Source organism: Streptomyces sp. ISL-1 (assembly GCF_018614585.1).
Lineage (GTDB): Bacteria > Actinomycetota > Actinomycetes > Streptomycetales > Streptomycetaceae > Streptomyces > Streptomyces maoxianensis.
The window spans coordinates 13,261-32,550 of the sequence record NZ_JAGGOI010000040.1 but is presented as its reverse complement, the minus strand read 5'-3'; the positions used below and the strand labels follow the sequence as shown (position 1 = coordinate 32,550).

The 19,290-nt window shown below is 68.6% G+C and carries 21 protein-coding genes and 1 tRNA gene; 13 read left to right on the top strand and 9 right to left on the bottom strand.

Going from position 1 to position 19,290, the window contains the following annotated elements:
• The first annotated feature begins 78 nt into the window (after positions 1 to 78).
• The 3 genes from J7E87_RS27560 (at position 79) to J7E87_RS27550 (ending at position 2,427) form a co-directional block, all read left to right on the top strand.
• A complete protein-coding gene (locus J7E87_RS27560) occupies positions 79 to 1,401 on the top strand; it encodes a glycosyltransferase 87 family protein (RefSeq protein ID WP_215097254.1) in 1,323 nt (440 codons plus the stop codon).
• Entirely contained in the window at positions 1,296 to 2,222 is a 927-nt protein-coding gene (locus tag J7E87_RS27555; RefSeq protein ID WP_215097253.1) for a metallophosphoesterase, read from the top strand. The genes J7E87_RS27560 and J7E87_RS27555 overlap by 106 nt, the downstream gene beginning before the upstream one ends.
• 131 nt (positions 2,223 to 2,353) lie before the next feature.
• Positions 2,354 to 2,427 (top strand) — tRNA-Pro (locus J7E87_RS27550).
• A gap of 282 nt (positions 2,428 to 2,709) precedes the next feature.
• Here J7E87_RS27550 and J7E87_RS27545 read toward each other — a convergent pair.
• From J7E87_RS27545 to J7E87_RS27535, 3 genes are all read right to left on the bottom strand, one after another.
• On the bottom strand, positions 2,710 to 3,234 hold the full coding sequence (locus tag J7E87_RS27545) for a hypothetical protein (RefSeq protein WP_215097252.1): 525 nt from the start codon (positions 3,232 to 3,234) through the stop codon (positions 2,710 to 2,712).
• Positions 3,235 to 3,479: 245 nt separating this feature from the next.
• The gene (locus tag J7E87_RS27540; protein ID WP_285427413.1) at positions 3,480 to 3,809 is read right to left on the bottom strand and encodes a tyrosine-type recombinase/integrase; all 330 of its coding nucleotides are present in this window, start codon (positions 3,807 to 3,809) and stop codon (positions 3,480 to 3,482) included.
• A complete protein-coding gene (locus J7E87_RS27535) occupies positions 3,806 to 4,162 on the bottom strand; it encodes a hypothetical protein (protein ID WP_215097389.1) in 357 nt (118 codons plus the stop codon). Before J7E87_RS27535 ends, J7E87_RS27540 begins: the two co-directional genes overlap by 4 nt.
• A gap of 27 nt (positions 4,163 to 4,189) precedes the next feature.
• Between J7E87_RS27535 and J7E87_RS27530 the strand changes: the two genes are divergently transcribed.
• The 6 genes from J7E87_RS27530 (at position 4,190) to J7E87_RS27505 (ending at position 9,517) form a co-directional block, all read left to right on the top strand.
• The gene (locus J7E87_RS27530; RefSeq protein WP_215097251.1) at positions 4,190 to 4,390 is read left to right on the top strand and encodes a hypothetical protein; all 201 of its coding nucleotides are present in this window, start codon (positions 4,190 to 4,192) and stop codon (positions 4,388 to 4,390) included.
• A gap of 280 nt (positions 4,391 to 4,670) precedes the next feature.
• Complete coding sequence (locus J7E87_RS27525) at positions 4,671 to 5,126, top strand: hypothetical protein (protein ID WP_215097250.1); 456 nt, start codon at positions 4,671 to 4,673, stop codon at positions 5,124 to 5,126.
• 8 nt (positions 5,127 to 5,134) lie between these two features.
• Positions 5,135 to 6,958, top strand: a complete 1,824-nt coding sequence (locus J7E87_RS27520) for an alpha/beta hydrolase (RefSeq protein ID WP_215097249.1) — start codon at positions 5,135 to 5,137, stop codon at positions 6,956 to 6,958.
• Between the two features lie 81 nt (positions 6,959 to 7,039).
• On the top strand, positions 7,040 to 7,501 hold the full coding sequence (locus tag J7E87_RS27515; RefSeq protein WP_251018087.1) for a hypothetical protein: 462 nt from the start codon (positions 7,040 to 7,042) through the stop codon (positions 7,499 to 7,501).
• A gap of 1,027 nt (positions 7,502 to 8,528) precedes the next feature.
• The gene (locus tag J7E87_RS27510; protein WP_215097247.1) at positions 8,529 to 8,966 is read left to right on the top strand and encodes a DUF4186 domain-containing protein; all 438 of its coding nucleotides are present in this window, start codon (positions 8,529 to 8,531) and stop codon (positions 8,964 to 8,966) included.
• Positions 8,967 to 9,238: 272 nt separating this feature from the next.
• The gene (locus J7E87_RS27505) at positions 9,239 to 9,517 is read left to right on the top strand and encodes a DUF6355 family natural product biosynthesis protein (RefSeq protein WP_215097246.1); all 279 of its coding nucleotides are present in this window, start codon (positions 9,239 to 9,241) and stop codon (positions 9,515 to 9,517) included.
• Positions 9,518 to 9,663: 146 nt separating this feature from the next.
• Here the strand turns inward: J7E87_RS27505 and sigJ are convergent, their stop codons facing one another.
• A complete protein-coding gene (gene sigJ, locus J7E87_RS27500; RefSeq protein WP_215097245.1) occupies positions 9,664 to 10,548 on the bottom strand; it encodes an RNA polymerase sigma factor SigJ in 885 nt (294 codons plus the stop codon).
• Between the two features lie 228 nt (positions 10,549 to 10,776).
• Between sigJ and J7E87_RS27495 the strand changes: the two genes are divergently transcribed.
• Entirely contained in the window at positions 10,777 to 11,352 is a 576-nt protein-coding gene (locus J7E87_RS27495; protein ID WP_215097244.1) for a TerD family protein, read from the top strand.
• Here J7E87_RS27495 and J7E87_RS27490 read toward each other — a convergent pair.
• Positions 11,342 to 11,500, bottom strand: coding sequence for a hypothetical protein (locus J7E87_RS27490; protein WP_215097243.1), 159 nt, complete (start codon positions 11,498 to 11,500; stop codon positions 11,342 to 11,344). The genes J7E87_RS27495 and J7E87_RS27490 overlap by 11 nt on opposite strands.
• A 342-nt stretch (positions 11,501 to 11,842) precedes the next feature.
• On the opposite strand from J7E87_RS27490, the gene J7E87_RS36240 reads away from it, so the two are divergent.
• A complete protein-coding gene (locus J7E87_RS36240) occupies positions 11,843 to 12,622 on the top strand; it encodes a 4'-phosphopantetheinyl transferase superfamily protein (RefSeq protein ID WP_215097242.1) in 780 nt (259 codons plus the stop codon).
• A 107-nt stretch (positions 12,623 to 12,729) separates the two neighbouring features.
• Here J7E87_RS36240 and J7E87_RS27480 read toward each other — a convergent pair whose 3' ends face one another.
• Together J7E87_RS27480 and J7E87_RS27475 are read right to left on the bottom strand one after the other, a co-directional pair.
• Entirely contained in the window at positions 12,730 to 13,104 is a 375-nt protein-coding gene (locus J7E87_RS27480) for a nuclear transport factor 2 family protein (RefSeq protein ID WP_215097241.1), read from the bottom strand.
• A 66-nt stretch (positions 13,105 to 13,170) separates the two neighbouring features.
• Positions 13,171 to 13,998, bottom strand: a complete 828-nt coding sequence (locus J7E87_RS27475; RefSeq protein WP_215097240.1) for a bifunctional 2-polyprenyl-6-hydroxyphenol methylase/3-demethylubiquinol 3-O-methyltransferase UbiG — start codon at positions 13,996 to 13,998, stop codon at positions 13,171 to 13,173.
• A gap of 70 nt (positions 13,999 to 14,068) precedes the next feature.
• Here J7E87_RS27475 and J7E87_RS27470 point away from each other — a divergent pair, with 70 nt between their 5' ends.
• The gene (locus J7E87_RS27470; RefSeq protein WP_374195236.1) at positions 14,069 to 15,913 is read left to right on the top strand and encodes a prolyl oligopeptidase family serine peptidase; all 1,845 of its coding nucleotides are present in this window, start codon (positions 14,069 to 14,071) and stop codon (positions 15,911 to 15,913) included.
• A 463-nt stretch (positions 15,914 to 16,376) separates the two neighbouring features.
• A complete protein-coding gene (locus tag J7E87_RS27465; protein WP_215097239.1) occupies positions 16,377 to 17,132 on the top strand; it encodes an SURF1 family protein in 756 nt (251 codons plus the stop codon).
• 107 nt (positions 17,133 to 17,239) lie between these two features.
• On the opposite strand, the gene J7E87_RS27460 is transcribed toward J7E87_RS27465, so the two are convergent.
• A complete protein-coding gene (locus tag J7E87_RS27460) occupies positions 17,240 to 18,199 on the bottom strand; it encodes a hypothetical protein (RefSeq protein WP_215097238.1) in 960 nt (319 codons plus the stop codon).
• A 185-nt stretch (positions 18,200 to 18,384) separates the two neighbouring features.
• Positions 18,385 to 19,047, bottom strand: a complete 663-nt coding sequence (locus tag J7E87_RS27455; protein ID WP_215097237.1) for a SigE family RNA polymerase sigma factor — start codon at positions 19,045 to 19,047, stop codon at positions 18,385 to 18,387.
• Between the last annotated feature and the right edge of the window lie 243 nt (positions 19,048 to 19,290).

Below are 19,290 nucleotides of genomic sequence, written 5' to 3'. Positions count from 1 at the left end.
ATGAAGGGGAGCCGGCAAGAGGAGGAGTCCCCCATCGAGGGGAGTCCGAACGAAGGGGAGTCCCGCATGAAGGCCGGCATGACTTTGCCGACGACCACGCGCGGTCGGCTGCTCCTTGTGGTGGGGCTCGCCGCGGCCGTCGGGGTCTTCCTTGCGACGGTCCCTCTCCACCGGGACTGGTTCGACCTCGGCGTCTACTACGGCACCGTCGACAGCTGGCAGCACGGCGGGAGCATCTACGACTACCTGGTGCCCGGGACGCACTACGGCTTCACCTATCCGCCCTTCGCCGCCCTGTGCATGCTGCCGATGACCCTGGTCGGCTGGCCGAGCGCCGTCGCGATCAGCACGCTGCTCAATCTCGCGGCGGCGGGCGCGATCCTGTACTGGACGGCCGGCGCCGCTGTCCGCCGGCAGGGCTGGACCCGGTGGTTCGCCTTCGCCGTGGCGGGCTGTCTGTTCGTCCTGCTGGAGCCGGTCCGCGACACGTTCAGCTTCGGCCAGGTCAATCTGCTGCTGCTGGCGCTCGTACTCGCCGACGCCTGGCTGCTGTCCACGGGCCGCCAGCGGTTCGCGGGCCTCGGCATCGGTCTCGCCGCCGCGATCAAGCTCACCCCTGCCATCTTCATCTGCTATCTGCTGGTCACCCGACGCTGGCGTGCCGCCGCCACGGCCTCGGGCGTCGCGATCACCGCGACGCTGCTGGCTCTGTGGGCGGCCCCCGACGCGTCCCGCGTGTACTGGACCGAGGCGATGTGGGACACGGACCGCGTCGGTTCGCTGGCGTACGTCTCCAACCAGTCCTGGCAGGGAGTCCTCGCCCGGCTGTCGGACCCCGGAGCCCCCAGCCACCTGGTGTGGGCGGTCGGCGTGATCGTGCTCCTGTGCGTCTGGGCCTGGCGCGCACGCCGCGCGGTCGCCGCGGGCGACGAGATGGCGGGCTTCGCCCTGACCGGCCTCACTGCCTGTCTCATCAGCCCGGTCACCTGGGTGCACCATCTGGTCTGGCTGTTCCCGGCCCTCGCCGTACTCATCGACGCGGGTCTGCGCCACAGGAAGGACGACCCAAGGCGGCGGCGGCTGCTGAGGTGGGGCGTGGCGATCTACGTCGTGCTGTGCAGCAGCGTCGTATGGCTGTGGAGCTGGGACGCCACAGGCGTCGACGGCTTCATCGGCAGCAATACGTACGTCTGGATCTCGCTCGGCCTGCTGCTCGCGCTCCCACTGCGGGAAGGTGTGCCCGCGGCAGCCGCCCACCCCCTCCCCCGGCCTGCGGGGTCTGCGACGATGGGCGCATGCGCGCACGCTACGGAGTACCCCTGGGAATCACGGCGGTCGGCGCGGCCGGCCTCGCCTACGCCGCCGGCTTCGAGGCCCGCTCCTTCCGCCTCCGACGGCTGACGGTCCCGGTACTGCCGCCGGGGATGCGGCCGCTGCGCGTACTCCAGGTCTCCGACATCCACATGGTGAGCGGCCAGCGCAAGAAGCGCGCCTGGCTCCAGTCGCTCGCGGGCCTGCACCCGGACTTCGTGGTCAACACCGGCGACAACCTGTCAGACCCGGAGGCCGTGCCGGAGGTCCTGGACGCGCTCGGCCCGCTGCTCGAATACCCCGGCGTGTACGTCTTCGGCTCCAACGACTACTACGGCCCCAAGCTCCGTAACCCCGCCCTCTATCTCTTCGAGAAGGCCCAGGGCAGGCACGGCCTGAACGGCAACGCCCCGGCCGTCAGCGCGGTCCACAACCCGTGGGAGGGCCTGCGCGACGCCTTCGACGCGGCGGGCTGGGTGGGCCTGAACAACGCCCGCGGCCACCTGAAGCTGGACGGCTACGAACTCGCCTTCACCGGCCTCGACGACCCCCACATCAAGCGCGACCGCTACGGCCTCGTCGCGGGCGGCCCGGAACAGGGCGCCGACCTGTCACTGGCCGTCGTCCACGCCCCGTACCTGCGCACGCTCGACGCCTTCACGGCGGACGGCTATCCCCTGATCCTGGCGGGCCACACCCACGGCGGCCAGCTGTGCATCCCCTTCTACGGGGCGCTGGTCACCAACTGCGACCTGGACACGGCCCGCGTGAAGGGACTGTCCACCCACCGGTCCGGCGGAAACGTCTCCTACATGCACGTCTCGGCGGGCTGCGGGACGAACCGCTACACCCCGGTGCGGTTCGCGTGCCCGCCGGAGGCGACGCTGCTGACGCTGACTTCGCGGGACTGAGGGCGGGGCCAGGACTGGGGATGGGGCGCTGAGGAAGGCCGGGCGGGGCACCGGGGAGGCCGCGAAACCGGATTTCGCCTGCGGGCGCGGGTGGGCTAAAGTAATCGATGTCGCCGCGACGCCGGTGACATCGGGGTGTAGCGCAGCTTGGCAGCGCGCTTCGTTCGGGACGAAGAGGTCGTGGGTTCAAATCCCGCCACCCCGACGCTGGTCAGAGGCCCATTCGCGTGATCGCGAATGGGCCTCTGTCGTGCTCGGGGGGCCAAACAGGGGGCCAGAGGTCGTCGATCAAGACCAGCGCCCCGCTCATACGGGACCCCAGCCACCCTTGATCGTCATCGGCCGCCGCACCGGAGACTCCGTGGGTTTTAACGGCGCCGTGGATCAAGGCATAGCAGGCTTTACCGGCACCGACTCCTACCGCCTTGCTCACGCCAAGACTCATCTGGCAGAAGTGATCGCGGCCAGCGCATCCGGAGCCGTCCGGTCAGTCCGCAAGTTGATCGCCTCGGGCATAGGATTCGACGCCGTGCCACGCCGACGGACCGCCCAGTGCCCGCTGAACGTGCTCCTGTGACGGATCGAGAGAGCGCCGAGCCGCATTAACGAACTTCAGGTGCGCCTCGTGCAGACCACTGTGAATCGGCCGGAGCTCGTCAAGATCTGTCGGCTGACGGCCGTGGAAGAGGATGGTGAACTCCTCGATAAGGTCGCAGATCTTGTCGGCCGCGGCGGCGGTTTCGGGACTCGCCACCAGGGACAGCGAGTGCAGCGCCGCATTGAACGGCTCCCAGACGACTGCCGGTGTTCGCCTGTCGAGGAAGGCGTGGCGCAGCTCCATCTCCACGGCCCCGAACGCCTGCAGGAACTTCTCGTAGGCTGCGGTCCGTGATTCCTGCAGCCACTGCCGGTTCTGGCTGCGCCGCCCGACAACACCGCCTGCGATGACGCCCACAACAGTGGCCGCGACGCCACCCACGGTGGATATCAACAGCCCCCACGGGACAGCCACGTCATATCTCCCTCACAGTCAAGATCCGCCCTGCAAGCAGGGCACGGAGTGGGGCCAATTGCCGCTGTCAGATCATGACATGAAGATCGCGAACTGGGGCCAATTCACGCTGCCCCCGGGGCCAACAAACGTTGATGAAGCCACGCCTCAGTGTTACGGCTTGCGGGCGAGTCGCAACCGACCCATGTCAGGGCGCAATCTTGCGTGATTAGGCCCTGACATGTTCGAAAGCCCAGACGCATGACTCAGGCTCTACGACCCACACATTGGCCCTCATCGTCCGCAAAGATCTCGTCCATCGCTTCGGCCCCCTGCGTGATCACGGGACGGAGCTGTTTGCGGTAGACCGCTTCCGTGGTCGCCTGGCTGCTGTGGCCGACCAGGAGCGCGATCCGCTCAAGCGGGATGCCGTGATCGGAGAGCAGGGACACGAAGCTGTGCCGCAGCTCCCGCGGTGTCCACTCCGGCTCAAGGCCCGCCTTCGGCAAGATGTTGAAGCGGCGGTGGAAGGCTTCGACCTCGTCGAGCAGGGCCGCTCCCCCGATGGACGGCGTGGGTGGGTTGGTGCTGGTCATACGGCGGTCCTCCCTTCCTGGAAGCTCCGGAGTAGGCAGAGGTCGCGGTGGGCGGTGTGGTCGGCGATCAGGTCGTGCACCTTGCGGTGGCCGACCGCGCTGCGGTCCCGGCCGCACGCGCACTTCGAGGTGGCGGCGGGGAACACGCCTCGTCCGGGTGCGGTGATGTGCAGCCACGCGACGGGGTAGCGGCCGTCTGCCTCGTGCGGGTCAGGGCGAACAGCAGAAGGGACGCCTTCGGCGACGCCCTTCGGTTCGCCGATGACCAGCCGCAGCGGGGCCTGTTCGGCGGCGTGCGCGCCCGTTGGAGTGGCGCGTTGGCCTTCCAAGGGGGGATGGGGTCGGGTGCTCATGCCGCATCCCGGGGCCTGGCTTTGCGGATGGAGCTGTCCAGAGCGCTGCGGATGGTGGCCCGGCTCGCCAAAGCGGGCCTGGCCGCGCTTCGGACCGACTTTCCGCAGATGGCTTGGCACACCCTCGGCGGGCACCTCACCGACGCGCGCGCCTTCTGGAACTCCGTGAGCGCCGGCGTTCTCGGCGGGTACCAACAGCGCGATCTCTGTCCGCATGTTGACCGGTAGTGAGGCAGGTTGGCGTCCGCCAGCCTGTAGGCAGAGCAGGCTTCGCCCTCCTCCGCCACCGCATCCTCCACGGATAGCGCCACCCTCCGCTCCACCGAATGTGAGACCTGCCGGGCAACGAATGGACCGGAAGCCTGGCCCAGTTCGGCAGGCCCGTTCTTCTTACAGTCCCGGGACAGGTGCTCATTCGCATAGGTACAGGTACTCATGGGCTGTGTGTTGCTGGTGCGATGTAGTGTTCTTGGCTGGAGTGATCCACAGGGGTAAACGGGGGCTACGCATGGCGTGGGACGAGTGGGAACAGATCAAAGCCGATGTGACCGATCGGCAGTCCGCAGCGATGCGGCTCAACCAGGTTCCGGTTGAGCCCAGCTCCGTGCCCAGCGCCGTGACAGGCGGCCTGAAGTCCAGCAAGAAGGCGTGGGCCACAGTCGGCGAAGGGGTGGGCTCCCTTCGCCAGAGCATCGGCGCCGGGCTGACCAAACTGGAGGACGGCCAGGCAGGGCTCGGCGCAACCACGGGTTGTCTGAGCGCGGCCGCGCAGAAAGACGTGTACGACTCCTGGAAGAAGTACGCCGAAAGCGTCAGCGAGCGGTGCGGCTCACTCCAGAGCGTCCTGGAGCAGGTGGGCCGCGATCTGTTGACGTCCGATGAGGCGGTCAAGGGCGAGTTGGGCAAGCTGAACCTCAAGTACGCGGACACGGACGCCGTCGGCGGCCAGGCGAAGGGCCGGTGACGGGCGGGATGGACTACGCCTCCCTCAAGGCCTTCAAGCCCTCCGAGTACGAGGACGCCGCCGACGGATACCGCTCCATGGGCAATGTGGCCCAGGCAGCCAAGGATCGCGTCGAGAACACCGTGGCCGCAGGCATGCGCAAGACGTTGCAGGGTGACGCAGCGGAGGCGGCACAGAAGCAGCTTCAAGCCCTGGCGAAGAACTTCCACTACATCCAGATCGAATGCGGCGTGATCAGCACGGCCCTCAACGGGTTCGCCTACGACATGGCGGCCGCCAAACGGAAGCTGGACGCGGCGATCGGGGACGCTCAGGCGGACGGCTGCACGGTGAACCCGGACGGCTCGGTCACATATCCAGCAGGTAAGAAGCCCGGCGACGAGAAGGCCGCTGATGGCGGCACGGTGACCGGGAGTGCCGGAGGCAGCCCGACTTCCGATGCCCTGGAGCGCCAGGCAGCGAACATCCACCCGAACCCGAACTACGGCAAGGCGATGGGGTACGCGAACCGCATCGCCGACGCGCTCAAGGAAGCCACGGACGCGGACACGAAGTGGGCGCCGAAAATACGGGCCCTCAAGGCCGATGACGACCTGACAGTGTCCGCCCGGGACTGGACGGACGTCACGTCGGACACGGGGGGCGTGCGCGACGCGGCCGATGCCTACCTCGACACGATCAAGCCACCGCCCAAGAACGACTCGCCCCAGGACAACGCCAACTGGTGGAACGGCCTCTCCCAGGAGCAGCGCGACGCCTACGTCTCCATGCACCCCGCGAGCATCGGAGCGCTCGACGGCCTTCCCTCCGCCGTACGCGACGACGCGAACCGGATGGTGCTCGCCGAGGCCCGAGGCGGCGCGCAGGTCGAATACGACACGTGGCTCAAGAAGCATCCGGAGCCCACGCGGCACACGGACTACCTCAACCCCATGACCGGCACCATCATGAAGGGCGTCAAGGTCGACAGCGTGGCGTGGAAGGAATGGGAAAAAGCACGCCAGAGCGCCCACAAATCCATCGACGGCATGGACGCGATCCAGAACCGCTTCGACCAGACCGGCACGAAAGGACTGCCCGAGGCGTATCTGCTTGGCTTCAGCACCGAGGGCGACGGCCGCGCGATCCTCGCCAACGGAAACCCAGACACCGCGGATCACCAGTCGGTCTACGTGCCGGGTACGACAGCGGAGCTCGGAAAGATCGAGGGCGACATCAACCGCTCGGTCAATGTGTGGAGATCGGCCGACGACAATGCCGATGGTGAGTCCGTCTCCACCATCACCTGGCTCGGATACGACGCGCCTGATTCCGTACCCAAGGACGCCCCGTTCGAGCACTACGCGTACGACGGCGCACCGGCGCTCAACCGGTTCTTGGACGGACTGGAAACGTCACACACCGACGATACGGCACCGCACCGTACCGTGATCAGCCATTCGTACGGGACGACCCTGGTCGGCGCAGCGGCCCAGACAGGGGACCTCAACGCCGATGACGTCGTCTTCGCGGGCAGCCCCGGTGTCAAGGTGTCGGGTGCCGAGGAGATGGATGTCCCCAAGGGGCATGTGTGGAACGAGGAAGCCGAGGGGGACGTGGTCCCGGCTCTTGGCCGCTATGGACACGGCGGGGACGGCTTCAGAATTCCCAGCGATGAGCAATTCGGTGCCAACCAGATGACCACGGACACTGAAGGCCACAGCGGTTACTGGGATGAAGGCTCCAGAAGTCTGAAGAATCAAGCCCTGGTCGTGGTTGGGAAGGGCGATGACGTGAAGTTGGAGCCGCCGTCCAACCCGTTGACGAGTGACGAAGTAATGCGTTCAAAGTAGGAGAACCCAGACGTGAAGACCAGGACGCGCGCCTCTGCGCTCGCCGTACCCCTCGTACTCACTATCCTGACCGGATGTGGCATGACTGACGACAAGAGCGATGGCGTCCCGTCCGCAGGCACGAGCACCTCGCTTGACGCCGCCGACACGATGGAAAAGGTCTCCAGCGGTATCTACGACCTGATGGGCGTGAAGGGAAAGGCGTCAGAAAGCCTTCCGGGAGTGATGGACTGCTCAGGCAAGGACACAAAGACATACTTCCGCATCTTCCATCCGTGGAGCTTCACCCCCGCCTCGGCGAGCGACCTCGATGAAGCGATGGAGCGGCTCAAGAGAGAACTACCGAAGCACGGGTGGAGGATTGTCGAATACGGGCCGGACACCAGTAGGAACAAGAACATCAACCTGACCGCTGACAACGACAAGAAGAAGGTCAGCGTAAATATCACCAAAATGGCCAAGAATGACCCGCCGAAGCTGAGCGTGGACCTAGTGTCCGGTTGCTACAAGGTTCCGGACGGCGAAGAAGTCGAACGCTTCTGAGGATCGGACGGCTAGTCATGGGCGCGTGGCCCTGGCACTCATTTGAGTGAGGGGCGTGCCCGATCATCGGCCCGGGCGGTTAGGGCAGCGACTCGATCAATTGTCGAGTCGGGCATGGTGTCGCCACCATCGCTGTCACGAATGTCGTCGATTTGGTGCGAAACGCGATCATGGGCGCCGAGGTGACTCTCGACAACGTGACCAGCGTTCTCTAGCCGACCCGGTCGGACAGCATTGCCCGCTTCTGCTCGGCTCAAGTCACGGCTGCAGGGGGGCGTCGCCTTTCCCGGGCTTCAGGACGAGACGTGGACGGTTAGAGTCCGTGGCTCGCTTCCTCGCCGCTCCGCCGCAGGTCAGACGCCCACGTTGGCTGATCACCAACAGAGGACTGTAAATCCGCCCGCTTCGCCTTCCTGGGTTGGGACCGGACCGCCCCTCCGGGGAGTGAACGGGGAGTGGATCAAGAAAACCGTGGCGCATGGCATCCCCGGAGACCAACGCACACTCGGCGCCGCGCTGAGCTGACCGGCGCAACCCGCCGCCTGGGGGGCTGGGCCAGGCCGGGTTGCGGCCCGGTCCAGCCCCCGAGAGGCCGCGTCCGTCGAGAGCTGCCGGCGTGCGTCAAGGCCCTGACCTGCATAGGACCAAACGATCCTGGTCAGCGATCTTTCCGCACGTTATTCGGGACGAAGAGGTCGTGGGTTCAAATCCCGCCACCCCGACAGCTGAAATACCAGGTCAGGCCCGCTTCTCCGTCAAGGAGAACCGGGCCTGAGTTGTCTTCGGGTCCGCCTGGGAGACACCTGGGAAAAGATCTTGGAATTCGACTCCCTCAGACCTACTGCCGACCGCGGTCAGGCGAGCCACCGTACTGTGCTGTCGATCCGAGTTCATGGCTCCTCTTCCGCGCGGTCGATCAACGGAGGTCGTAGGCGACCCGTCCACCCGAAGCGAGACCGACCGAACAAGCTCAGTCTCCGACAGTCATACGATCGAGCGTGGCCACTGTCTTCCATCGGAACGTTCGATGCCTGATCCAACGCCTCACTCGCTCGACCAACGGCTGGACGCCATCGCGCGGCATCCGTTCCGCGCGAAGTTCCATCTGCGCGGTCCGGAGCGGGTCACGGCCGAGTTGAGCGGCCCGTCCACGCTGCGGTGGCACGCCTACGACCTCATTGCCAAGCGGCTGGCACCGGCCGAGCCGTACAGGGACGGCAAGCAGACCCCCTACCGCGGCCACCCGGTTTTCGTCGCCCAACACGCGACCGCGACCTGCTGCCGTACCTGCCTCCAGCGCTGGCACCAGATCCCCAAGGGGCGGGAACTGAGCCGCACGGAGCGCGCCTATGTGGTGGACGTGATCTGCCGCTGGATCGAACGCGAGGTGGCGGGCTCATCGGAAACCGGGGGCACCCGACGGCCTGATGATCAGGGTCCCACCAGCCCAGATTCGGCCTGGTAGGTGAAGCGTCGGTGTGCCGACTGTCTGGCTGTCCGGTTGGACATGTGACCTGCGAAGGCGACCGGCGCTCCCGGCCGGGCAAAGCGCTTGGCCGTTATCACCCCTGCCCAGGCGGGCTTTGTCGCAGTTCAGGCGCATTCGCACCCGATCTGGTGAAGTCCTTCATTCGTACGAGCTAGATCAATTACTACCAAGAGTGAGGAATGGAACGCTCTGCGTGTGCACTGCTCATCCAGTGCGCGGCCATCGCGCCCTCAAGAAGGAGTTGCCCCATGAGCGTTCGCCGTTCCCTGCCGACCGTCCTCAGTGCCGTAACCCTCATCCTCGGACTGGCCACGGCCGCCGCGCCGTCAGCGGCCGCCGACCCCTGCGGGTTCTACGAGACCTCCAGTGACGCGTACTACAACCACTGCACGAGCGACGGCTCGCGCGTGATCATCGAAGTCGAGGTATGGGGGCCCAACTACGAGCGATGTGTGGGCCCTGGCGTCACCTGGCTGGGATCGGCCGGCTCAATCGACGGCGCGTGGTACGTCGGGCGCACCTGCTGACCACTGATTGCAGGCATCGCCCCACTGGCTGATCGGGTCGCCGACGGCTGCAACACCCATCGTTGTTGCAGCCGTCGGCGAGTGCCTGAGTGGCCAACTGCGCTACCACCGCGATGCGTTGCCCGCCGTGTGGTCTCGCCCGCCCGTCAGTCGTCGAGGAACGTCAGGTCGAGCCGGCGAAGGCGCTCGGGGTCGGCGAGGATGTCGATCTCTACGATCCTTCCGTCCGTCACCGTGAAGGCCATGACCGCGAGCGGCCGTCCGTCGGGAGCCGTGACGACTCCCGCGGCTCCGTTCACCAGGGCCGGCTTGGCGAAGGGGGCGAACCGGGAGAAGAGCAGGGCCTGCGAGGCCACCGCCTTTGCACCGCGGACCCGCTTCGAAACGCCCAGCGGCAAAGTGCCGTAGTCCGCCCGGAGCAGAACGTCCGGGTCGAGGACGGCGACCAAAGCGTCGAAGTCGCCGCCGCGTGAGGCGGCGAGGAAGGCGTCGACGACCTCGCGCTGGCGGGAGAGGTCGGCCTCGGGGACCGGGGCCGATCCCTGGACCCGGCGGCGGGCCCGGCTCGCCAGTTGCCTGGCCGCCGTCGGGGTGCGGTCCACGATCGCGGCGATGTCGTCGAAAGGGACGGCGAACATGTCGTGGAGTACGAAGGCGAGCCGTTCGGCGGGGGCGAGCGTGTCGAGTACGACGAGCAGCGCGAGGCCGACCGAGTCCGCCAGCAGCGCTTCCTGCTCGGGCTCGATCCCGTCGGCGCGGCTGACTACGGGGTCGGGCACGTACACGTCAAGGGGATCCTCGCGCCGCGTCCTGCGCGATCGCAGCATGTCCAGGCATACTCGCCCGACGACCGTCGTCAGCCATGCGCTCAGGTTGTTCACGTCGCTGGTGTCGGAACGGCTCAGCCGCAGCCACGCCTCCTGGACAGCGTCGTCCGCCTCGGTCAGCGAGCCCAGCATCCGGTACGCCACAGCCCGCAGGTCGGGGCGGTTGGCTTCGAATCGCTCCGCCAGCCAGTCGTTCTCGTCCATCGGTCACGTTCCCCTCGTCATGGTCCGTCATAGCAATGACGGACCAGACCTAGCCGATGTGACGAGACGAACCAATGAGATACGGATGAGATGCGAAGGACCAGGTGGAGTGGATGAGGTCGGCATACGGGGGATCGCGGGAACCAGGGCCTGCGGTCGCTCGTTGCCCCCATGGGCAAAGGAATCGTCAAGAGGCGCGGCCCGCGCCGGATTGCGCAGGGGATTTCCATGGGTGTCAGCCTTTCCAAGGGCGGCAATGTCTCGCTCACCAAGGAGGCCCCGGGCCTGACCGCGGTCATCGTGGGCCTGGGCTGGGATGTACGCAGCACCACGGGGACCGACTTCGACCTCGACGCCAGCGCCCTGCTGGTCGACGCCAACGGCAAGGTCGTGTCCGACCAGCACTTCGTGTTCTTCAACAACCTCAAGAGCCCGGACGGGTCCGTCGAGCACACCGGCGACAACCTCACGGGTGAGGGCGAGGGCGACGACGAGCAGATCAAGGTCAACCTCGCCGGCGTGCTGCCCGAGGTCGACAAGATCGTGTTCCCGGTCTCCATCCACGAGGGCGAGAGCCGTCAGCAGTCCTTCGGCCAGGTGCGTAACGCGTTCATCCGCGTCATCAACCAGGCCGGCGGCGCTGAGCTCGCGCGCTACGACCTGAGCGAGGACGCCTCGACCGAGACCGCGATGGTCTTCGGCGAGCTCTACCGCAACGGCGCGGAGTGGAAATTCCGCGCTGTCGGCCAGGGTTACGCCTCGGGGCTGCGCGGCATCGCGCAGGACTTCGGCGTCAACATCTGATCCCGCCGGTAGCCGCTCTGTCCGGCTCGTCCGGCTCGTCCGGCTCGTCCGGCTCGTCCGGCTCGTCCGGCTCGTCCGGCTGTTCAAGGGTCTGGTCCTCGGTGAGGGTCAGACCCTTGGCGCGTCTCGGGGGCGGCTCGGGGGCCACTCGCGGTCCGTTTCAGCGCACGTACGTCCCCCGCCCGGGCGGCGGATTCGGCCAGCTGCGGCAGCGCGACCACGGCGGCATCGTCGAGCGGCTCGCCGCGGCCACGAAGCGATAGTGGAGCGGGGTCGGGACCGCGCGGATCACCTCCTGGGCGTCCGTGCCCCCGGGATGTTCGCCGCGGACGACGCCCGCAGCGACGCACAGAACCCATTCCTGGATCCGGGTCGCCTCGAAACGGTCCGGGCCCGCGCGGTGCGCTCATCGCAGCCGGCGGCGACGATGGCATCACTCTCCTCCCGGATCCCACTCCGCAGCTGAGAACGATCACCGATCATGGACAGCATGCCGATCGACACACCTACCGACCGCACTCCGTCTGGCGGCGGGGCATCCCGCGACCGCGAGGCAGCCACAGACCATGACGCCGCAGCGGCGCTGCCGGGTGTGGAGCTGCTCTGGTCCGGGCGGGTAGCCGACCACGCGGCCGACGCCGTCGCCCACCGGCACCTCCTCGACGCCGAGGAGTCCGCGCGGCTGGACGCCTTCCTCCGGGACGCCGATCGAGACGCCTACGCCGTGGCGCATGTGGCGCTGCGCCGACTGCTCGGCGAGCGGCTCGGGCAGGCCCCGGAAGCGGTCACGCTGTCGCGCGAACCCTGCGCCCACTGCGGCGGCCCGCACGGGCGGCCCGTCGTACCCGGCGACGCCGTGCACTTCTCGCTGTCGCACACCAGCGGCCTGGTGATGATCGCCCTTGCCGGGGTGCCGGTCGGCGTCGATGTCGAGGGCGTGCCCGACCCCGGCACGGTCGCCGACGTGGCCTCCCAGCTGCACCCGCGGGAACGTAAGGAACTGGCGGCGCTGCCGACGGCGCAGCTCCCTGCCGCGTTCGCCCGCTGCTGGACCCGTAAGGAAGCCCTGCTGAAGGCAACCGGCGTCGGATTGAACGAGGAGCTCTCCCTCACCTATGTGGGCGCCGGACCCCAACCGGCCGCGAATGCCGACTGGTTGCTGTCCGACCTGCCCACGTACCCCGGCTATACGGCAGCCATCGCCGTTCGCCTCACCGGGCCCGGCGCTCCGCCGCCGCATGCCACCGGCCGGGCGGCGAAGGTCCGTTGACCCGCGCGGTGGCCTGATCGGGGTGCAGCCCGAGCGGGCACACCGCCGCACCGCTCCACGGTCCATCTCCGGCGCGGCACCGGAGTGATCCGGCTGCCGTCGTCGTCTCAGTAGCGCGCGACCAAGTGTTCGCGGCCCGGCGGCGGTTCGTACGCCTCGGGCCAGAAGTCCGTGATCGCGGTGATCCGGCCCTCCGCGTCGCCGGTGAAGAAGGTGATCGCGTACATCTCCTCCAACCCGACGACGGCATGCACCCAGGTCACGACCTGGTCGCCGTCGGCGACGATGCGCTGGACCCGTATGTGCCAGTCGCCGGGGTACTCCCGGTTGAACTGGACGTACTTCTCCTTGCCGTGAATCCGCTCGCGGGTCTGCGGTAGGTCGTAGAGCACGTCCTCGCCGAGCGTGGACGCGAACGCGGCCCAGTCGCGTGCCTCCGCGGCCGACCAGTAGCTCTCAACTGTCTTGCGCAGTTCGGTCATACGGGAAGTGTGCACCGCGCCACTGACAATCGGCCCTGCCCCGTCGCTGATCAGGGCTTTCGACGTTCAGGCCTTCGAGGCGCGCAGCGAGTACATCAGCGGGATCCGCGGGCGGTCGGCCGGGAAGCGGTAGTAGCCGTCGTCGTGGCGCTTGAGCGGGCCGAAGCGTTCGAAAAGCGAGACGTCATGTTCGTGCAGGAAGTCCAGGCGCAGGCCCGCGGCGATCAGCGCGGAAACGACCTCGCCGATCGGGTGCTGCCATTGGACACTGCGGTTGTGGACGGTCGCGGCGTCCAAGTCGGCGTACGTGCCTGGTGCCTGGTCGATCCAGGCGTCGCGAGTGAAGTAGTCGTTGACGATCCGCGAGCCCGTCGCGTCGTCCAGGACGTCGGTGAGCGGATGGAACTCGGCGAGATAGAGGAAACCGCCCGGCGCGACGAGGGACGCGGCCGTCTCGGCCCAGCGGGTTGTGTCCGGGAGCCAGTTCAGCGCGCCGACACCTGTGTAGACGATGTTGTACGAGGAGTCGGGGACGGCTTCGGCGGCGTCGTATACGTCAGCGGCGACGAACGCGGCGCGATCCGGGCCGAGTCCGAGGCTCGCGGCCAGGCCGCGGGCTGTCTCGACGGCCGGTTCCGAGAAGTCCAGGCCCACGACGTGCGCGGCGCCGCGGCGGGCCCAGCACAGGGTGTCGAGGCCGATGTGGCATTGGAGGTGGAGGAGCGTACGGCCGGTGACGTCCCCGACCTCGGCGACCTCGAAATCGCGCAGGACGTCCTTGCCCGAGCGGAAGGCGTCCAGGTCGTAGTACTCGCCGGCCACATGTATCGGCACGCGTTCATCCCAGCGGGAGCGGTTGGCCTCGCGCCAGTCCGGCGGGGTTGGAGAGTACATGCAGACGAAGTTATCCACAGGCTGGGGGCGACGCGAACGGTTTGTCGGGGGTCCGGCGCAGAATGGGGTCATGACTCAGATCAATGACTCCACGCCGGAGCTGCCCGGCACGCCCGAGCTGCCCGGCATGGCGGACTGGGAGAAGCGCTTCCGTGCGCCGCGCGTCTCCCTCCCCGACTGGGCGGAGGACGCGCCGCACCGCTCTCTTTTCGTGTCGAATGCCACGGGGACGTACGAGCTGTATGCCTGGGACCGGGCTACCGGCGAGCAGCGGCAGGCGACTGACCGGCCGAACGGCACGACGGACGGCGTGCTGTCGCCCGACGGCTCGTCGATCTGGTGGTTCTCGGACAGCGACGGGGACGAGTTCGGGGTGTGGATGCGACAGCCCTTCGGCGGCGGGGAGGACGAGCCCGCCGCGCCCGGGCTCGAGCCTTCGTACCCGGCGGGGCTGGCGATCGGCCGGGACGGCACCGCGGTGGTCGGCCGGTCGACCGACGAGGGCGGCACGACGATTCATGTCGTACGGACCGGTGCGGAGCCGGTCGAGATATACCGGCACCGGGAATCGGCCGGGGTCGGCGACCTGTCACACGACGGGATTCTGATCGCGATCGAGCACACCGAGCACGGGGACGCGATGCACTCGGCGCTGCGGGTGGTCGGCGTTGGGGGCAGCTCCCTGGTTGCCGAGCTGGACGATACGAAGGGGGGCACGGAGGAACTGGGTCTGGAGGTCCTCGGCTTCGCTCCGGTGGACGGCGACACGCGGCTGCTGATCGGCCATCAGCGGCGCGGCCGCTGGGAGCCGATGATCTGGGACGTCGCATCGGGCGAGGAGACCGATCTCGCGATCGACCTGCCGGGCGATGTGAACGCCGAGTGGTATCCGGACGGCTCCGGGCTGCTGGTCGCGCACAGCTTCGAGGCGCGCGGCGAGCTGTGGCGGTACGACCTGGCGACGCGTGCGCTGGTGCGGATAGAGACGCCGACCGGTTCGGTCTCGGGCGCGACGGCCCGGCCGGACGGGGAGGTGGAGTACCTGTGGTCCTCGGCCGCGCTGCCGCCGCAGGTGCGCTCGACGGCGGGCGGGGTGGTGCTCGATCCTCCGGGGATGAAGGCGCCGGAGTCGGTGCCGGTGGAGGACGTATGGGTGGAGGGGCCGGGGGGCCGTATCCACGCGCTGGTCCAGAAGCGGGCGGGTGTGACGGGTCCACTGCCGACCGTCTTCGAGATCCACGGCGGCCCGACCTGGCACGACAGCGACGCCTTCGCGGCGGGCCCGGCGGCCTGGATCGACCACGGGTATGCGGTCGTGCGGGTCAACTACCGCGGCTCGACGGGGTACGGACGGGAGTGGACGGACGCGCTCAAGCACCGGGTCGGGCTGATCGAGCTGGAGGACATCGCGGCGGTCCGGGAGTGGGCGGTGGGCTCCGGGCTCGCGGACCCGGAGAAGCTGATTCTGGCGGGCGGCTCCTGGGGCGGCTATCTGACACTGCTCGGCCTCGGCACTCAGCCGGAGGCGTGGGCGCTGGGGCTGGCGGCGGTTCCGGTCGCCGACTACATCACGGCGTACCACGACGAGATGGAGGCCCTGAAAGCGATGGACCGCACGCTTCTGGGCGGTACCCCGGAAGAGGTGCCTGACCGCTATGAGGCCTCGTCGCCGCTGACGTATGTGGACGCGGTGCGGGCACCGGTCTACATCTCGGCCGGGGTCAATGACCCACGCTGCCCGATCCGCCAGGTCGAGAACTATGTGGAGCGCCTGGCGGCGCGCGGCGCGGTGCACGAGGTGTACCGGTACGACGCGGGGCACGGGTCGCTGGTGGTGGAGGAGCGGATCAAGCAGGTGCGGCTGGAGATCGCCTTCGCGGCGGAGCACCTGGGGCAGGGGGCGGACCTGGGCTAGGAGCTACTGCGCGGAGGCGGCCGGCGCTTGGACAGGGCGGCGCCGAACGGGGGGGACCGAGGGCGGCACCGGAGCCCGGCAGCGCCAGAGCCGGGCAGCGCCAGAGCCGGGCAGCGCCAGAGCCGGGCAGCGCCAGAGCGGGGCAGCGCCGGGGCAGGGCCGCACCGGAGCAGGGCGCACCAAGGCCGGGTCGCGCCGAGGCGGAGGGCCGCACCAGGAAAGGCGGGCACTGCCGGGGTGGGCCGCACCTGGACGGAAGGCCCGCGCCAGGACAGGGGGCGCCAGGCGGCGGGCCCCCGCCGGGACCGGGGGGCCCAAGACGGTCCGGCGGGCCGCGCCGGGACAAGGCCGCACCAGGGCGGAGGGCCGGCGGGAGAGGAGGTGGGGCCGGGGCGCAGGGACGTGGTGCTCGGACAGGGGGCCGGGTCCGAGTGAGCGTGGGCATGTTCCGTACCTTGGGGGTGTGTACCGGTTCCTGCTGACGCCCCGCTGGTGGGGGATCAATATCTTCGTCGTGCTGGCGATCCCCTTTTGCGTCTTCATGGGCTCATGGCAGCTCGGCAAGTTCGAGGACCGCGTCGACACACATGAGGAGGCCAAGCAGCAGCCCGCGCCGGGTGAGCAGAAGGCCGCTCCGCTTGACGAGCTGCTGCCCGTCGACAAGGAGACGTCGGGGCGGCAGGCGATGGCCACCGGGCGGTACGGCAAGCAGTTCCTCGTCCCGGACCGGGAGTTGGACGGTGAGCGCGGGTCGTATGTGCTGACGCTGCTCAAGACCGACGGCGGCCGGACCCTGCCGGTGGTCCGCGGCTGGCTGCCCGAGGGCAAGCCGGCCCCGGCGGCGCCGGGCGGCCAGGTCACCGTGGCCGGGGCGTTGCAGGCCTCCGAGACTTCGGGCACGGACGGTGTGCACACGGCGGGCGGGCTGCCGAGCGGGCAGCTGGGGATGATCAGCGCGGCCTCGCTGGTGAACCTCGTGCCGGACGATGTGTACGACGCGTGGGTCACGCTGGCCGACGCGGGCAGTGGGCTGAAGGCTGTGCCCGCGTCAGCGCCCGAGGGTAGTGGGCTGGACCTCAAGGCGTTCCAGAACCTGGGCTACACCGGGGAGTGGTTCGTCTTCGCCGGCTTCGTGCTGTTCATGTGGTTCCGGCTGGTGCGGCGCGAGTCGGAGGCGGCGCGGGACCGGCAACTGGGGCTGGAGCCCGAGCCGGTCTAGCCACGGGGGGGCGACGACCACGCGACGCCCGCGTCATGCCGGCAGCGCGCCAAGCCCCGGGCCCGAGGCCCGATACCCGCACGCGACGCCAGGCAGCGCGCCCCTCACTATGCGTTCAGGACACCCGTGCGGTAGATCGTGCCCGAGCACGCGTTGGGGATCGTCGTCTCCGCGCCCGGCGCGCCCGGCTCAGCCGTGTGGGTCACCGACACGCTGCCGTCCGCCGGGCCGCCGTCCTCACTGCCGAGCGGTTCCTGGTTGGTCCCCGCGGTCGTGCCCGTCCCGGTGCTGGCGCCCGACGAGCCGCCCTCCGAGGGGGTCGGGTCGGGTGAGGCGCCGGTGGTCGGGCAGCTGTCCGTCGGGACCCAGGCGAACCGCACCTCGTAAGCCGTGTCGGGCTTCAGCATCAGCGTGACCGGCTCCTGGGAGGGGTCAGGCAGTCCGGTCGCCGCGTCGCCCGCGGTGTGCTCGACCACGTTGATCTTGGCGGGGTCGGCCGCGCCCAGCGCCTGGAAGCCGACCGTGCCGTCGCCGCTGACCACACAGTCGGTCTTGGAGATATTGGCGATGCGGAAGGTTCCGTAGACCTTGCCGTCGGCGTCGGGGTTGGCCGTCTGCGCCGAGGCGACGCCGAGCTGTTCGGCGGAGCAGACCGGCAAGGTCGCCGCCACGGAGTCCGGCGGGTTGACCACGCCGCCCGTCGCGCCGTCCGTGGCGCCGGAGGGCTTCCCGCCCCGTGTCCGGGTCGCGCCGCCCCGGTTTTGCTGGTTGCCCCGGCTGTCGGCGGACAACCCGTCGGAGCCCGACTCGCCACCCACCTCACCCGTCTCGGACCCGGTGCCGCCCTGCGCCTGTTCGCCGTGTCCGGCGTTGACGGGGTTGGCATCGTCGCCGCTGGAGTTCGCCACATGGACGAAGGCGGGGACCGCCGTGCCCATCAGCAGCGCCGCGGCGGCCACGCCGACGAGCGCCTGCCTTTTGCGGGCGCGCCGCGCGGGGACCGCCCTTCGCAGGTGATCGAGGGCACCGTCGGAAGGCTTGAGGTCCTCCACGGCACCTTGCAGCATGTGGCGCAGGGCCACCTCATCCCCGCCAAGCCCCTCGCCGGGCACCTGTCCGAGGCCGCCCAGCTCATTTTCCGGCCCGTTGTTCACAATTTCGTTCCCAGTCCGGTCGTCAAACGGCCCGTCCGGCCCGTACCGCTCAAATCTGTGCAACTTGTGCAACCTGTGCCACTTGTCCCTGTGCCCGCTCATGCCGTGGCCTCCATGGCGATGCGCAGCGCCGCGATGCCCCGCGAGCCGTACGCCTTCACCGAGCCCAGGGAAATGCCCAGCGTCTCAGCGACCTGAGCCTCCGTCATATCGGCGAAGTATCGCAACACCAGCACCTCGCGCTGGCGGCGCTGCAGTCCGCGCATGGCCTTGATCAGCGCGTCCCGCTCCAGTCGGTCGTACGCCCCCTCCTCCGCGCTCGCCATGTCCGGCATCGGCTTGGAGAGCAGCTTCAGCCCCAGGATGCGGCGGCGCAGCGCGGACCTCGACAGATTGACCACGGTCTGGCGCAGATACGCCAGGGTCTTCTCCGGGTCCCGTACTCGGTTGCGCGCGGAGTGGACGCGTATGAACGCCTCCTGGACGACATCCTCGCAGGAAGCCGTGTCGTCGAGGAGGAGGGCCGCGAGACCGAGCAGTGACCGGTAGTGGGCGCGGTAGGTCTCGGTGAGGTGATCAACGGTGGTGCCCGCAGCCATCGTGTCGTCAGCGCCCTCGCGCTGAGACGGTATGCGGGTGGTACGGGGAGCGGGCATGGGGGCGATCACCGGCATGCCGCCGGGCGGGCGCGGCCTGCGGAGCGGGCGCACCGAAGCGCCGCGCACCGGGACCACCCCTGTGATGTCCAGAACCTCTGCCACGCTTGTTGGACACGCTTCCCCCCGTCAGGGTTGTACGCGTACGCCACCGTTTTTGACGGTGATCCATATGCCCTCATGCGTACCCGCTCTTCCCCAATGCCCCATTTTTCGCGGCACCGTGAAGGGGCGACCGCAAAGACGCTTCCCGCCCAACTACCGGTTGCAGCAAGGGGGAAGCGAATTTTCGAACATCCTTGCACCCCAGTTCAAGCGGTACAGACCTTCGACTTGCTCGCAGGGTGT

What these genes read in the sequence shown, in the direction of transcription:
- J7E87_RS27560 (WP_215097254.1), top strand. Translation starts at nt 79, where the DNA reads ATGACTTTGCCGACGACCACGCGCGGTCGGCTGCTCCTTGTGGTGGGG.
- J7E87_RS27555 (WP_215097253.1), top strand. Translation starts at nt 1,296, where the DNA reads ATGCGCGCACGCTACGGAGTACCCCTGGGAATCACGGCGGTCGGCGCG.
- J7E87_RS27540 (WP_285427413.1), bottom strand. Translation starts at nt 3,809, where the DNA reads ATGACCAGCACCAACCCACCCACGCCGTCCATCGGGGGAGCGGCCCTG.
- J7E87_RS27535 (WP_215097389.1), bottom strand. Translation starts at nt 4,162, where the DNA reads ATGAGCACCCGACCCCATCCCCCCTTGGAAGGCCAACGCGCCACTCCA.
- J7E87_RS27530 (WP_215097251.1), top strand. Translation starts at nt 4,190, where the DNA reads ATGGAGCTGTCCAGAGCGCTGCGGATGGTGGCCCGGCTCGCCAAAGCG.
- J7E87_RS27525 (WP_215097250.1), top strand. Translation starts at nt 4,671, where the DNA reads ATGGCGTGGGACGAGTGGGAACAGATCAAAGCCGATGTGACCGATCGG.
- J7E87_RS27520 (WP_215097249.1), top strand. Translation starts at nt 5,135, where the DNA reads ATGGACTACGCCTCCCTCAAGGCCTTCAAGCCCTCCGAGTACGAGGAC.
- J7E87_RS27515 (WP_251018087.1), top strand. Translation starts at nt 7,040, where the DNA reads ATGACTGACGACAAGAGCGATGGCGTCCCGTCCGCAGGCACGAGCACC.
- J7E87_RS27510 (WP_215097247.1), top strand. Translation starts at nt 8,529, where the DNA reads ATGCCTGATCCAACGCCTCACTCGCTCGACCAACGGCTGGACGCCATC.
- J7E87_RS27505 (WP_215097246.1), top strand. Translation starts at nt 9,239, where the DNA reads ATGAGCGTTCGCCGTTCCCTGCCGACCGTCCTCAGTGCCGTAACCCTC.
- sigJ (WP_215097245.1), bottom strand. Translation starts at nt 10,548, where the DNA reads ATGGACGAGAACGACTGGCTGGCGGAGCGATTCGAAGCCAACCGCCCC.
- J7E87_RS27495 (WP_215097244.1), top strand. Translation starts at nt 10,777, where the DNA reads ATGGGTGTCAGCCTTTCCAAGGGCGGCAATGTCTCGCTCACCAAGGAG.
- J7E87_RS36240 (WP_215097242.1), top strand. Translation starts at nt 11,843, where the DNA reads ATGCCGATCGACACACCTACCGACCGCACTCCGTCTGGCGGCGGGGCA.
- J7E87_RS27480 (WP_215097241.1), bottom strand. Translation starts at nt 13,104, where the DNA reads ATGACCGAACTGCGCAAGACAGTTGAGAGCTACTGGTCGGCCGCGGAG.
- J7E87_RS27475 (WP_215097240.1), bottom strand. Translation starts at nt 13,998, where the DNA reads ATGTACTCTCCAACCCCGCCGGACTGGCGCGAGGCCAACCGCTCCCGC.
- J7E87_RS27470 (WP_374195236.1), top strand. Translation starts at nt 14,069, where the DNA reads ATGACTCAGATCAATGACTCCACGCCGGAGCTGCCCGGCACGCCCGAG.
- J7E87_RS27460 (WP_215097238.1), bottom strand. Translation starts at nt 18,199, where the DNA reads ATGCTGCAAGGTGCCGTGGAGGACCTCAAGCCTTCCGACGGTGCCCTC.